The organism is Nanhaiella sioensis (assembly GCF_046557775.1).
Lineage (GTDB): Bacteria > Bacillota > Bacilli > Bacillales > SM2101 > Nanhaiella > Nanhaiella sioensis.
This window is the reverse complement of sequence record NZ_JBKAEG010000001.1, coordinates 1372552-1388306: the sequence shown is the minus strand read 5'-3', so window position 1 is coordinate 1388306 and position 15755 is coordinate 1372552. Positions and strand designations below refer to the sequence as shown.

Genomic DNA, 15755 nt, shown 5'->3' with positions numbered 1-15755 from the left:
GCTTTATTAAATGTACGATAGTGAGGTCAAGTTGAGTAAATCTTCACTTGATCATTTTTATGTAGCTTAGACAAGTTCACCATTTTGAGGTGTTTATTTGAATAATATTACGAGATATTTACGGTTTGTCAAACCGTATAAATGGCATGTAATAGGTACAGTCTTAATTGGCATTATTAAATTTTCTATACCTTTAATTATTCCGTTGTTATTAAAATATATTATAGATGATGTTATAGGTAATCCAAATTTAACAACAGACGCTAAAACTGAAAAGCTAACGATGATTATGGGGGTAATGTTTGTTATTTTTGTACTTGTTCGTCCCCCGGTTGAATATTTTCGTCAATATTTCGCACAATGGACAGCTAGTAAAGTATTATTTGATATTCGTAGCAACCTTTATCAACATATGCAAAAACTAGGGCTATCATATTATGCGAACACTCGAGCTGGCGAAGTAATTTCACGAGTGATTAATGATGTGGAGCAAACAAAATCCTTTGTTATTACCGGCTTAATGAATTTATGGCTCGATATGGGAACCATTGTTATAGCCATTATTATAATGTTTACAATGGATGTGAAGCTAACGCTTGTTTCTATCATTTTACTGCCACTATTTGCGGTATCTGTCAAATTCTTTTTTGGGCGTCTTCGTTCATTAACACGACAACGTTCACAAGCATTGGCTCAAGTTCAAGGACATTTACATGAACGTGTTCAAGGAATGCCAGTCATCAAAAGTTTTGCTATTGAGGATTATGAACAAAAGCAATTTGATCATCATAATAATCATTTTTTAACAAAGGCATTACAACATACAAGTTGGAATGCAAAGGCATTTTCTATAGTGAATACAATTACAGATATATCACCACTTATTGTAATTAGCTATGCAGGTTATGGAGTCATTCAAGGAAGTCTTTCAGTCGGAACGATGATTGCGTTTGTTGGGTATATAGATCGTTTATATAATCCGTTAAGGAGATTAGTTAATTCGTCAACGACTCTTACTCAAGCATTTGCCTCTATGGACCGTGTATTTGAGTTTATGGATGAGAAATACGATATTACCGACCGCCGAGATGCAATAGAATGTAAAGATGTGAAAGGGGAAGTAGCTTTTTCTTCTGTCTCTTTTAAATATAGTGAAAGTGAAGCTCCTGTCATTAATCAATTTTCTTTACATGTCAATAGAGGTGAGACGGTTGCATTTGTAGGGATGAGTGGTGGTGGAAAATCGACTCTTGTAAGTCTACTTCCACGCTTTTATGATATAACATCAGGCTCAATTAAATTAGATGGTGTAGATATTCGTGATTACAAGGTTCGTTCATTAAGAAATCATATTGGGATGGTATTGCAGGATAGTATTTTATTTAGTGAATCTGTGAAAATGAATATATTATTAGGGAAGCCAGATGCTACTGATGAAGAGGTGATTGCAGCAGCAAAAGCAGCAAATGCCCACGAGTTTATTTTAAATTTATCTGAAGGTTATGATACAAAAGTAGGTGAACGCGGAGTTAAGCTATCAGGGGGACAAAAGCAAAGAGTTGCAATCGCACGTGTCTTCCTAAAAAATCCGCCACTACTAGTGTTAGACGAAGCAACTTCTGCATTAGATTTGGAGAGTGAGCACCTTATACAAGAGGCGTTAGAACAACTTGCGAAGGAAAGAACGACGTTTATCGTTGCTCACCGTTTGTCGACTATTACTCATGCAGATAAAATAGTTGTTATTGAACATGGTCAAATTGTTGAGGTAGGTACTCATCATGAATTAATGAACAAAAAAGGTAGCTACTATCAATTGTTTACAGTACAACAGCTTGATCAAGAAGAAATGGCATAGGACACACGTTGTTCTATGTTTTTTTGTTGTCTACTTCAGTGCCTGTTAATTATAGTTTATTCATTCTCATTTAGGAAAAAAGTAACAAAGTACCGATGATTGTAGGGTGATGAAAGAGTTATAAGGCATACTCTTATGTAATAAAGAATGTGAAACGGACAAAAAAGTATAATAATGCTTCTCAACTTTATCTCGTTAAAGGGGAAGATGAAAGTGAAACATTCGGAAAATTTAGTATTGTAATAATATAAAATGAATGGCATAATGATACATATATTTATTTTAACTAGTATAATAATTTTGAATTAATAATATGTTTTGAGAGGGGTATTTTTTTGCGAAAACGTCCAATTCTCGAAGTGAAAGGGTTAAGAACGTCCTTTTTTACTGATAGTGGAGAAATTCCTGCAGTTGACGACATAGATTTTCACCTTCAAGAGGGAGAAATGTTAGGAATAGTCGGTGAATCCGGCTGTGGAAAAAGTGTTACCTCTCTATCGATAATGGGGTTGATTCCAAAACCTCCGGGGAAAATAGTTGCAGGTGAAATTTTATATAATGATGAAGACTTAACAAAGTCTTCGGAAAAAAGAATGCGTGATATTAGAGGAAATGATATAGCGATGATTTTTCAAGAGCCAATGACCTCGCTTAATCCACTATTCACGATAGGGCAGCAATTAGTAGAAGCATTACGAATACATACTGACTTAGATAGAAAAAAAGCACGGCAGCGTGCTATTGAAATATTAAATTTAGTAGGTCTCCCACGGGCTGAAGAATTAATAAATGAATATCCTCATCAGTTATCTGGTGGTATGAGGCAGAGGGTAATGATAGCAATGGCGATGCTATGTGATCCAAAAATTCTTATAGCTGATGAGCCTACAACTGCACTTGATGTTACGATTCAAGCACAAATTTTACGACTGATGAAAGAGTTAAATAAAAAAATGAATACTGCGGTCATGTTAATCACCCACGATTTGGGCGTGGTTGCGGAAGTTTGTGAGCGGGTTGTTGTTATGTATGCAGGTAAGATTGTAGAAGAAGGCGACGTTAAAACAATTTTCAAAAATCCTAAACATCCATATACTGTTGGATTAATCAAATCTGTTCCTGATATTCGTCATAAAGCAGAACGTCTTTATTCAATACCGGGCAATGTTCCTAAACCAGGCTCTATTAATCAAGGCTGTCGTTTTGCTGAACGATGTTCTCATGCAATGGAACGTTGCTTCACAGAAACACCTCCACTCTATCAATCAGATGAAATTGGGCACCGAGTACGTTGCTTTTTACATGATGAAAAGGAGGTAGACAGCTATGACAGAACAGTTACTACAAGTTAAAGAATTAACGAAGCACTTTCCGATTAATGGAGGAGTGTTAAATAAAAAGATAGGTGAAGTGAAAGCTGTTGATGGTGTGTCTTTTTACGTTAAAAAGGGAGAGACCTTAGGTTTAGTTGGTGAAAGTGGTTGTGGGAAATCGACAACTGGTAGAACGATACTTCGACTATTAGAACCGACTGAAGGCCAAGTGTTATTTGAGAATAAAGACATCACAAGCCTTTCAAAAAATGATTTAAGAAAAATAAGGCGCGACATGCAAATGGTATTTCAAGATCCATTTGCATCGCTAAATCCACGTCATACTGTGGAAAAAATACTAGAAGAACCACTGATTGTTCACGGTATCGGAACGAAAGAGGAACGGAAAAAAAGAGTACAAGAAATGCTTGAAGTAGTTGGACTAAGCAGCTATCATGCGAAGCGTTATCCACATCAATTTAGTGGAGGTCAACGTCAAAGAATTGGTATTGCGAGAGCACTAATGACAAAACCAAAGCTTATCATTGCTGATGAGCCAGTATCTGCACTTGATGTATCTATTCAATCGCAAGTACTTAATCTTCTTGAAGATTTACAAAAGGAGTTTGACTTAACATATTTATTTATTGCCCATGATCTAGGTGTTGTCAGGCATATTAGCGATCGTGTTGGTGTAATGTATCTAGGTAGATTAGTAGAGTTAGCAGATAGTGAAGAACTTTACAATAATACACTACACCCTTACACGAAAGCTTTACTATCTGCTGTGCCAATACCTGACCCTGATTTCCAAATGGAAACAGAGGTGTTGTCAGGCGATATACCGAGTCCATCAAATCCTCCTAAAGGATGTGCTTTTCACACGAGGTGTAGTGAATGCATGGATATTTGTAAGTCAAAAAGACCTGAGTTAAAGGAAGTTGAAACGGGTCATTATGTTGCTTGCCATTTATTTGAATAGTGAGCAGTATTGATGATAAATAACAATTATTACAAGGGGGAAAAGTGGGGAATGAAGAGAAAAAATCTATTTATGACATTCATATTTATACTTATGCTGTCACTTGTCGTTGCTGCCTGTGGTAAATCAGAAGATACGAGCTCAGGTGAAGACGTAGAAGAGACAGAGCAAGAGCAAACAGAAGAAGAAGCTACAGAGCCTGAAGAGGAAGCAAAGCCAAAAGAGCTTGTCTTCGGACGTGGTGGTGACTCAGTAGACTTAGATCCTGCAATCGTTACAGATGGCGAATCTATGAAGGTTGCAAAAAATATTTATGATACGTTAGTAGAATATGGTGATCAAGATACAACTATAAACCCTTCATTAGCTGAAGATTGGAATATATCTGATGATGGTTTAGTTTATACGTTTATGCTACAACAAGGTGTTAAATTCCATGATGGTACTGATTTTAATGCTGATGCTGTTGTATATAACTTTGAGCGCTGGGCAAATGGAAGCAAAGATGCATTCTACTACTACGGCTCAATGTTCGGTGGCTTCGCAGGTGAAGAAGGTCACGTCATTAGTGAAGTAGTAGCTGAAGACGAATATACAGTGAAATTTACATTAACTGTACCACAGTCACCATTCTTGAAGAACTTAGCAATGACACCATTTAGTATTGCAAGTCCTTCAGCAATTGAAGAGTTTGGTGACAACTTCACAGAAAACCCTGTAGGTACAGGTCCATTTGTCTTTAAAGAATGGAAGCGTGATGAGCGTATCGTTCTTGAAAAAAATACAGATTATTGGTTAGCGAACTACCCATTATTAGATAAAGTTACATTCCTGGCAATTCCTGATAATGCTGCAAGATTTAATGCATTACAAAGCGGTGAAATCGATTTAATGGACGGAATAAATCCTTCAGATGTGGACTTAGCTGCAAATAATGGAGATTTACAAGTGTTTGAACGTCCTTCAATGAACGTTGGCTACTTAGGTTTAACGAGTACGAGAGGGCCATTACAAGAGAAACTCGTTCGACAAGCATTAAATCATGCTGTTGATAAAGAAGCATTGATTGGAGCATTTTATGCTGGCCAAGCAGAACCAGCGAAAAACCCAATGCCTCCTAGTATTTCAGGTTATAATGATGACATTGAAGATTATCCATACGATTTAGACAGAGCTAAAGAATTACTTGCAGAAGCAGGATACCCTGATGGCTTTGAAATGGAATTATGGGCAATGCCAGTACCAAGACCATATATGCCAGAAGGACAAAAGGTTGCTGAAGTATTACAAGCAGAATTTGCAAAAATTGGTGTGAAAGCTGAGATTGTTACTTTTGATTGGGGTACTTATTTAGATAAAGCTCGTTTAGGGGAAGCAGATACATTCTTATTAGGATGGACTGGTGATAACGGAGATGCTGATAACTTCTTAAATGTATTATTAAGTGGAGGTAGCATCGGAAGTAATAACTATTCATACTACGATAATGCTGAAGTAAATGAGCTGTTAAAAGAGGCACAAACGACAGCTGATGAAGATACCCGAAATGACTTATATAAACAAGCACAAGAAATTATTAAAGATGACGCACCTTGGATTCCACTCGTTCATTCTAAACCTATGTTAGCAGGTAAAGAAAATATTACTGGGTTTTTACCACATCCAACTGGATCTGATAAACTAACGAAGGTTGATTTTAAATAACGACTATTGGAAGGAGAGTGTAAAAGCTCTCCTTTCTTATCTATTTGTATTGATTAGTTTGTAAGAAAGAGGTGAACATATTGCTATCATATACCATTCGCCGTATATTGATGCTCATACCCGTTTTGTTAGGTATGTCGCTAATTGTCTTTGTAATGCTACGTGCGATTCCAGGCGACCCAGCTCAAATTATATTAGGTCAGCTTGCGACGAAGGAAGCGATTGAAGCACTAACGATAAAGCTTGGTTTAGATCAACCATGGTATATTCAATATTTTTCTTATTTAGGTAATTTGTTAACTGGCGACTTAGGGGAATCAATTACGACGAGTCAACCAATTAATGAGGAAATATGGCCTTATCTTGCAGCAACTATTGAACTTTCATTTGCTGCGATGCTTATTGCTATTATTCTTGGTGTTAATGCTGGAATTATTAGTGCTTGGTTTCAAAATTCTTGGTTTGACTATATTGCGATGTTATTAGCCTTAATAGGCGTTTCGATGCCAATATTTTGGCTTGGGTTAATGGAGCAATGGGTGTTTGCAGTGCAATTAGAATGGCTACCGACAACTGGGAGAGAATCAGTTCGTGACCCAGTTGAACCAATAACGCACTTATTTATCGTAGATACATTACTACAAGGTAGAACTGATCAATTTGTAGATGTTATTAAGCATCTTGTTATGCCAAGCTTGGCACTAGCAACGATACCGATGGCAATTATTGCTCGGATCACACGATCAAGTATGTTGGAAGTTATGCGCTCTGATTATGTTCGTACAGCGCGAGCAAAGGGAGTACGAATGTTTTGGGTCGTTTATAAACATTCCTTGAAAAATGCTGTTATCCCAGTTTTAACAATTATTGGTTTGCAAACAGGACTGTTATTAGGTGGAGCCATTTTAACAGAGACGATTTTTAGCTGGCCTGGTATCGGAAGATACATAGTTGATGCAATTTTTGCTCGGGACTATCCTGTTGTTCAATCTGGAATGTTAATTGTTGCTACTATCTTTGTGCTGATTAATTTAATTATTGATCTTTTATATTCAGCTATAGATCCACGCATTAAGTATGACACAAAGTAACAGGAGGGGAAAATGGCGGAACTTGCGAGGGAGAAATCCCCTTTAAAACAAACAGATACGAAAGAAGATATATCATCTCCATGGAGAGATGCATGGAAAAACTTTAAGAAAAATAAACTTGCGGTAGTGGGTATGTTTATCATTTTATTCTTTGTTATTGTGGCATTAATCGCACCTTACATCGCACCGTATGATTATGCTGAACAAAACATTGTTAACCGTTTGCAGCCACCATCTAGTGAGCATTGGTTAGGTACTGATGACTTTGGCAGAGATATCTTTTCCCGCATTATTTTTGGAGCTAGAATCTCATTAACCGTAGGTTTCTTTGCTGTATTAGGTTCTGTTGTAGTTGGTACATTACTAGGTGTTATCGCTGGATACTATGGTCGTTGGGTAGATGTTATTATTTCAAGAATATTTGACATTATGCTTGCTTTTCCAAGTATGCTACTAGCGATTGGAATCGTTGCTGTATTAGGTCCATCACTTAGGAATGCATTAATTGCAATTGCGGTCATCAATATACCTATATTTGGCCGATTAATTCGCTCAAAAGTACTTAGTGTAAAACAGGAAGAGTATATCGTAGCTTCAAAGGCTATTGGCATGAGTGACTCGAGAATACTATTACATCATATTTTGCCAAATAGTATGGCTCCAATTATCGTTCAAGGAACACTTGCTGTTGCCACAGCAATTATTGAAGCAGCAGCACTAGGGTTTTTAGGGCTAGGTGCTCAACCTCCTGAACCAGAATGGGGGAAAATGCTTGCAGATTCAAAAAATTATTTAATACAAGCCCCATGGACGATGATATTCCCTGGACTTGCCATTATGCTTACTGTATTAGGGTTCAATTTAATGGGCGATGGTCTTCGGGACGCTTTAGATCCAAAAATGAAAACGTAAAAACAGCTAACCTCATTTGTTAGCTGTTTTTTATTAATAAGGGATGATTACTAAAGGTAAGGTCGTAAAGAAAGTAGCCAAGGAGGTAATAAGGCAATTTTCCGGTCAACTAGTATATGCTTCCGATACACCCCAGTTGTTTTGCACAGTTCTTACATATCCTCTTTATTAGCAATTTGAAATTCATTCTCATCCTTATGATATTGTTGGAAACTATCAATGAGATGATCAAGGTGCAGTAGTTGTTCATAATAGTCAATAATTACACCAATTAAAGGTAACACTTGATAATGATTTAAATGATCATTAATATTTTGTGCATTGAAATCTTTAATAAATGATTGTAACAGAAAATATCTTCCGTTGTGTGCTTCCTTTTTTGCATCCTCAGTTGGTTGACTCTTTATTTTTCCGATAAATTTTAATAGAATCTGTTCATGAAAACCTAATAAGCAATCGAGTTCAGATATAATCATAGATTGAAATTCTTTTGGCATATGGCGTAACTCATTTTCTAGTCGGTGTAATAGCTTTAATGTGTCAAGCGACCGATTTGTTACGATAATCATTTGCCTAAATAGTACAAGTTTCCTTGTTTTTACATATTTATGTTTTCTCAAGTAGATTCTTTCTTCTTTATATAATAAATACATTTGATCAAGCTTTATCATATTATCTTTTAGTTTATTTATATCGTTTTTTAAGAACCCATGTTCAGAGGCATTTCTTGTACTCATTCGGATCCATTTTATAATTTCATTAGTATTTTCAACTATATTATAGTAAAGCTTTGTTTCATATTTAGGTGGTAAAAAAATTAAATTTACGAAAAAAGCTGATAGTATTCCTAGCATAATTGTCGAAAATCGTATGAATGAAAATTGAATAAAGTTGTCAGTTGGACTTGCCATAATAGCGATAACTGTAACCAATGATATAGAAATTGTTTTTTCTAGGTTAAGCTTTAAATTAATAGCAATTACGATAATGGCAGTTAATCCAATAATAAAAGGGTCGTTACCAAAAATCAGTACGAAGATCACAGCAAAAATTGCCCCTATAATATTTGCTTGAGCTTGTTCAATGATAGATAAATATGACCGATATATTGAAGGCTGTATTGCAAAAACAGCTGAAATCCCAGCAAACACAGGGGAAGGCAGGTTCAACATATGAGCCAAAAATAATGCAAGAGCTATTGCAATTCCCGTTTTTAACATTCGGGCACCGAGTTTCATTTTTTAAAATGTCCTTTCATTTAGGCTAAGTAAAAAAATAACGTACAACAGATTTCTAATAATCTATACTTGTTTTTACTAAGCCTAGCAAAATGTAAATAATAATGTACTATACAATGATTATGATTTATTGGCAAGAGATAGAATGTGTCAATCGATTTTAATTATTTGTAAAGGTGAACATTAGTATAGTGAGAAAAGGTGGGTAAACATTGTATAAGTTTGTGTTTCTCTGTTATACAAAAATGTACCCTATAAGGAGACTTTTTTAAAGTGTCTACTCTATAGGGTACATTTTAAAGAATGCGGGGCTTAAATTAGGTTTTGAAAACTTGTTTTTACTTAATGAATTCCAGAACTAAATGATTTTATTATTCAGTTGATACTGAAGGGTCAGCTTGTTCTTTTGATGGAATCAATTGTAAAAAGTTATTTTCAAGATCTTCAAGTAATACATTTAATTCCTGTATTTCATCAGACTGATCAGTTTCACTAAGTGCTTCAATATATTTGTTAAGTAGCTCTTTGACATCATCAATGCCTTTACTACTTAATGGTTCTATAGAAACTTTGGCGCCTTTTGCAATTCTTTTCATAATAGCTTCTTTCGTAAGGCCCATTTCAGGCTGATGTCTTAAATAAACTACTCCACCGGTCATACCCGCACAAATCCAAGGGCCTGGATCACCTAAGACGAGTCCGCGACCGTTAGTCATATATTCAAAAGCAAATCCTTTAATATTTGCATGAACACCTATATTGCCATGCTCTTTATCTGAAATAGGCGTTGTTACTTTTCCGCCAATGATCATATCTGCACCAGATAAACGAATTCCTGCACGAGCATCCGCATTACCTTGGGCAATGAGTAAGCCTTTTTGTGCTCCATAACCGAAGCCCTTTCCAACAGCACCATTATAGTATTTTCCATCTTTTCCTTTAGATTTTAGGATTGAGATATTACCACCAAAGGAAGTTTTTCCAATGCCGTCCTGTGCGCCACCATCAACTTGGATATTAATACCGCTGCTGTTATATGCACCTAAACCATTTCCAGGGATGGATCCGTTTTTATATTTTAATGTTACATCTGGAAGTTGTTCATATGAGCCATCGAGACGTCCACGTACACGGTGACATGACACGCGACTTCCAAGAATGCGTTGTTCTGCCGTTACGGTCGTAAATTCTCGAGAACGATGTAAGTCTTCTACTTTGTCATCTAAATACTCTGCACCTACAGCTGTAGCTAATTGCTTTTCTGTTTTTTCAACTGTTGTATCTCGATAAGAAAATTGTTCAACATCAAGTGTTGATAATAAGCGTGATAGGTCCATTGCATCAATCCCGTGAACCTGTTCAAGTAAATCAGATCTACCTACAATATCTTGTAAATTAGTCATGCCTAATGAAGCGGTTAGAGCTTTCAGTTCCTTGCCAAAAGCAGTAAATAAATTTTCAAGTCCTTGTACTGCAGCATCAAATTGTCTAGGAACGAATCTGCGGAGTCCATGCTCTTTCGCCTGAGCTTCTGATTCGATTTGCGTCGCAATTCCAACGTGACAAGAATCTAGATGACATCCTCTACATGTCGTACATCCAATCGCAATCATAGATAGGGTTCCAAAACCAATTCTGTTTGCGCCGAGTAGCATTATTTTCAAACAGTCTTTTGCGCTCTTTATACCACCGTCAGCCCAAAGTTCAACTTTGTTTCGTAAACCAGCTTCTAATAATGCGTTATGTGCGGCCTTTACACCAATCTCTACAGGAAGGCCTACGTGTTGTAAAGCATGAATTCTTGCAGCACCCGTACCACCATCAAAACCGCTAAGTGTTATAATATCTGCTCCAGCCTTTGCTATGCCAACTGCAATCGTTCCGATATTAGGGACAACAGGTACTTTCACTATAACTTTTGCTTGGTCATTAGCGGTTTTCAGTTCTGAAATCATTTGTGCTAAATCTTCAATAGAATATATATCATGATTATTAGACGGCGATATTAAATCAGAACCAATCGTCGCGTTTCGTGCTTCTGCAATTTTTGCAGTTACTTTTGATCCAGGAAGATGTCCACCTTCACCAGGCTTAGCACCTTGACCTATCTTAATTTCTAATAAATTCGATGAGTTTAACAGCTCAGCGTTTACTCCAAATCGTCCAGATGCTACTTGCTGCCCACGAGTATGAGGGTATTTTCCTAGCATATCTTTAATTTCTCCACCCTCACCATTAAGGCTGACCATATTTAAACGATTGGCTGCTTCTGCATAAGCTCTAAAAGCAATTTCATTTTGTGATCCGAATGACATTGATGCGATGACAAATGGTAGATCATGATTTGCTACACTAATGTCAACTTTTTCAGCAGGTACTTGTTTTTCCGTCTGCTTCAATTCTGTTAAATGACGTATTGTCGTTGGGTTAGCTCCTTCTTGTTCAGAAAGTTTTTCTCGGTATAAATCATATGAACCTGTCTTTGCAACATCGCTAATGGCTTTCCATAAACGTGGGAACAAATGAAAAGTTTTTCCAGGACGCGCGCTTTCGTTTTCAAAATCTTGTGCTCTTGTAATTGCATCATTTTTAAGAGATGCAAAATTATGTTTCAATTCGTTTGATCCGAAAAAGTTTACAACGTTTAATGTACTTGCCACTTCATCATGTAATCCAATCGCTGAGAAGAGCCTGCCATATCCACGGAGCTCGTGTATGCCGATCGTAGATATTACCTTTTCTAAACCTTTATTTAATGAATTAAATAGGTTTTGGGTTTTCATAGTTGTGTCATCAGCAACAGTAGCAAATAATAAATACGGACTAATAACATTAGCTCCAAGTCCATAAGCTACTATAATATCATGTAATGATCGGATCGCCCCAGAGCGTAATAGTACAGAACAATGTCGTCGTAATTGTTTCTTAACTAAAGCTTGATCTATTGCAGAAGTAATGAGCAAAGGATCAATCCATAATTTCCCGTCACTATGTGCTTGTGCATCGTCGATAATAATGATAGCTTTTCCGTTATTTACAGCTTCACATGCCTCTTCTACAAGACGATTTAACGCGGTTGGAATCGTTTCATGTTCCTCATAAATAGCTGGTAGAAAATGGGTAAGTTTATGATTGCTGAATGTTTGCACTAATTGATCGTAAGATGGTTGACTTAGGTCATTAGCACATGCATTTCCAATGCCACCTTCTAAAAGAATTGGAGATATAAGTTCAACAGCATAACTATCCTCGCTGTTATCAAATAGAGATGGCCTTTTGCCGACAATGGTTCTAGTTGAAAAATGTTCAGTTTCTCTATCACGATCTATTGCTGGGTTTGTTACAACAGCGACACTTTCCTTAATAAAATCTGCAATATTTTTTCTAGAGCTATTAATTGCTGCAAGAGGTGCATCGTGGCCTAGAGAACGAATCGGTTCCGCCCCTTTTTCCGCCATTTGTTCAAGCAGTTGAATATGCTCTCTATCCCAACCAAATGCAGCATATTGACGGTTATGAACTTTAGTTTCGTTAGAGATCATTACTTGTTTTTCGTACGATGGATAAGTTAAACGTTCTCTATAATTTGTAATGTCGCATCTACTATTAAATCTATTGTATACCTCTTCTTGGTACTTATCATATTCATATAGTTTTATATAATTGTCTTCTCCCCATTTTAAGCCGACTTTTTCACCCGGAGAAAGTGGTTTCGGTTCAGCAACAAATTCACTTGCAGGAATGATGCCCTGTTCAGAAGCAAAAAGATAACTAGTTTCAGTTTCTACTTGCCATAATGGGCGTAATCCTAGTGAATCGACACTAAAAACAGCTTCGTCATTATATCTAGAAATAATTCCCGCAGGCCCCTGAGCGAAATGTCCCCAAGCTTCTCGAATGTAAGTATACAAATCTTGAAGATGGTTAGGGAATGTTTTTATTTCATTAATAATTGGTGGAAATAACACATCTACTGCCTCAAACAAACTATAGCCATCTCTAGCTATGAATGTTTCTATTGTACGATTTAAATCTTGTGAATCGCTCCCACCATCCGTTAAAGGAACCCCAATCATTGTTGCTTCATCACGAAGTTTAGCAATTGTATTAATTTCTCCGTTATGCCCTAATACACTAAAAGGTTGTACTCTAAAAAAGTTGGACAGTGTATTCGTTGAATAACGGTTATGACCTAATGTCATAGTAGACGCCACTAATGGATTGGCTAAATCATCGTAGTATTTTGGTAAAATATCTCCAGCACCCATGACTTTATAAACAGCATGGTAATTACTTAGTGATGCAACATGAACATTTTCATCTTGCTCAATGTTAACTGTTAAGTCAAAAAGAGTATTAGCTAAGTTATTATTTGCGTCTTCTGGTAATAAGGCTATTTGCCAAAAGATCGGATCTTGTTGTGAGGCGATAGGACCTAAGGCTTTAGATGAAGTAACTTGATCTGATTCAAATACAATTGTCAATTCATGTTCTTGGAAGAGATGTTTAATGCTATCTTTTATTTTTTGCGTGTTATCAGATTTAGTAATGAAAAGATGACCAACGATGAAATCATGTCGACTAGCGAGTTGTGGATCTTGATTTATTTTTGTTAACTTTTCTTCCCAAAGAGCTTTTGGAATATCTATATGAATTCCAACACCATCACCTTCACCGTTAATAAATCCAGCACGGTGGTTCATAGTAACGAGAGCATTGATACATGTGTCGATATTGGCTTTTGTAGGGATTTTTTCCTTTTCAATAGCTGATACAATTCCACAAGCATCATGCTCAGCGTGTTGATAATCTTCGAATAAGCTTGGGCTCCAGTTGTTTTTCATACAAGCGGCTTTGAAGTAGGATATGGTATGTTAAAGTTAATTTTGATCACAGTTGTACCCACTTTCTAGCCGTTCACCTCCTATTTAGAATGATCTATAAAACATATTGGATAAGGTTACGAGGAATCAAATTTGGGTGAATCGTCTTAAGCAATGAGTTAGTGTTGGGTAATGAGGACAGACACTACTTACTACACCTGTTAAGAAGCTCTCACCTGTGGAAGTGAGGTCTTTACCTCTAGAACGAACAATTCAATTAAAAGTATATAAGAATACTAATATTTGAAGGGAAAATTACAGAATTTAAAACCTATTCTAACATGTTCTGTAGGAAAAATCAATTATTTATTCATAATTGTTTATATAATATACATAATACTGAATAGTCAATCAATTTTACATAAAACAACAACATTGATGTGTAAGCGTTTTCATGTATGTGTTTCAAACAAACACTATCATTTACTATAAAATAGTGTTTGTTTGAAATGTATAATTATGCATTTTTCAATTGTTTAAATGCAGTCTCCACAGCCTTTATTGTCGTACGAATGTCTTCTTCTGTATGAGCTATTGTAATGAACCATGCTTCATACTTGGAAGGAGCAAGGTTTATGCCTTGAGCAAGCATAAGCTTGAAAAATTTAGCAAAAGTATCGCCGTTTGTCTTTTCAGCTTGTTCATAGTTTTCAATGGTTTCGTTCGTAAAATAAACAGTTAGGGCACCTTTAAGTCGGTTTATAGATATAGGTATTTCATAGGCTTTTGCGTGAGTCAAAATACCCTCTTCTAGCATCGCTCCCAAGTTATCTAGCTTTTCATATACATTGTTTTGTTGTAATACTTCTAGGCAGGCAATGCCAGATAAAATTGATGCGGGGTTCCCAGCCATTGTTCCCGCTTGATACGCTGGACCGAGTGGTGCAACTTGCTCCATAATTTCAGCTCTGCCACCGTATGCTCCAATAGGCAAGCCTCCCCCGATAATTTTTCCTAATGCAGTTAAATCTGGTTTTACGTTTAGTAAGTCTTGAGCACCTCCGTACATGAATCGAAATGCTGTAATAACTTCATCATAAATGACAAGACTTCCAGCTGCATGTGTTAACTCATTCACTTGTTGTAAAAAGCCAGGTTTAGGTTCTACTATTCCAAAATTCCCTACTATTGGCTCTACTAGTACTGCTGCTATTTGATCTCCCCATTTTTGAAGTGCTTCTTTAAATGGTATTATGTCATTAAATGGTACAGTAATGACTTCTTGAGCTATACTTTTTGGAACACCTGCAGAATCTGGTGTTCCTAGTGTAGACGGTCCAGAACCTGCAGCGACGAGAACTAGATCAGAATGACCATGATAGCAGCCTGCGAATTTTATAATTTTATCACGTTTTGTATAAGCACGTGCTACTCTAATGGTGGTCATCACTGCCTCGGTCCCAGAATTAACGAATCGAACTTTCTCTAATGATGGCATAGCTTCTTTTAGCATCTTTGCAAAAGTAATTTCATGTCGTGTCGGCGTTCCATACAATACGCCATTTTCTGCAGCTGTTTTTATTGCTTCAGTAATATGTGGATGGGCATGACCTGTAATAATGGGACCGTATGCAGCTAAGTAGTCAATATATTTATTACCATCAACATCCCAAAAGTAGGCTCCATTCGCCTTCTCCATAGTTACAGGTGATCCTCCCCCCACAGCTTTGTAAGAACGAGAAGGACTATTCACACCCCCAAGAATGTGTTGTAAAGCTTCATTATGTAATTGTTTAGATTTAGTAAAATTCATAACTAACCTCCATAATAGTTA

9 protein-coding genes are annotated in these 15755 nt (G+C 36.6%); 6 read left to right on the top strand and 3 right to left on the bottom strand.

Annotated features, from left to right (window positions below; translation table 11 throughout):
- Window positions 1-97: 97 nt before the first annotated feature.
- From V1503_RS06460 to nikC, 6 genes are all read left to right on the top strand, one after another.
- Window positions 98-1858, top strand: coding sequence for an ABC transporter ATP-binding protein (locus V1503_RS06460; RefSeq protein WP_410625676.1), 1761 nt, complete (start codon window positions 98-100; stop codon window positions 1856-1858).
- 335 nt (window positions 1859-2193) lie between these two features.
- Window positions 2194-3210 carry an ABC transporter ATP-binding protein gene (locus V1503_RS06455; protein WP_320258990.1) on the top strand — a complete coding sequence of 339 codons (1017 nt, stop codon included), beginning with the start codon at window positions 2194-2196 and terminating at the stop codon, window positions 3208-3210.
- The gene (locus tag V1503_RS06450) at window positions 3185-4153 is read left to right on the top strand and encodes an ABC transporter ATP-binding protein (protein ID WP_320258989.1); all 969 of its coding nucleotides are present in this window, start codon (window positions 3185-3187) and stop codon (window positions 4151-4153) included. The genes V1503_RS06455 and V1503_RS06450 overlap by 26 nt, the downstream gene beginning before the upstream one ends.
- A 51-nt stretch (window positions 4154-4204) precedes the next feature.
- Window positions 4205-5857: an ABC transporter substrate-binding protein gene (locus tag V1503_RS06445; RefSeq protein WP_410625672.1), complete on the top strand. Its 1653-nt coding sequence runs from the start codon at window positions 4205-4207 to the stop codon at window positions 5855-5857.
- An 80-nt stretch (window positions 5858-5937) separates the two neighbouring features.
- Window positions 5938-6948 (top strand): ABC transporter permease, encoded by a 1011-nt coding sequence (locus tag V1503_RS06440; RefSeq protein ID WP_320258987.1) that lies wholly within the window; start codon window positions 5938-5940, stop codon window positions 6946-6948.
- Window positions 6949-6960: 12 nt separating this feature from the next.
- A complete protein-coding gene (gene nikC / locus V1503_RS06435) occupies window positions 6961-7860 on the top strand; it encodes a nickel transporter permease (protein WP_214480480.1) in 900 nt (299 codons plus the stop codon).
- A 152-nt stretch (window positions 7861-8012) separates the two neighbouring features.
- Here nikC and V1503_RS06430 read toward each other — a convergent pair whose 3' ends face one another.
- The 3 genes from V1503_RS06430 to V1503_RS06420 all read right to left on the bottom strand — a co-directional run bounded on the left by V1503_RS06430 (window position 8013) and on the right by V1503_RS06420 (window position 15734).
- Window positions 8013-9098: an FUSC family protein gene (locus V1503_RS06430; RefSeq protein WP_410625668.1), complete on the bottom strand. Its 1086-nt coding sequence runs from the start codon at window positions 9096-9098 to the stop codon at window positions 8013-8015.
- Between the two features lie 371 nt (window positions 9099-9469).
- Window positions 9470-13942, bottom strand: a complete 4473-nt coding sequence (locus tag V1503_RS06425; protein WP_410625666.1) for a glutamate synthase-related protein — start codon at window positions 13940-13942, stop codon at window positions 9470-9472.
- A gap of 496 nt (window positions 13943-14438) precedes the next feature.
- Window positions 14439-15734: a glutamate-1-semialdehyde 2,1-aminomutase gene (locus V1503_RS06420; RefSeq protein WP_410625664.1), complete on the bottom strand. Its 1296-nt coding sequence runs from the start codon at window positions 15732-15734 to the stop codon at window positions 14439-14441.
- Window positions 15735-15755 lie beyond the last annotated feature (21 nt).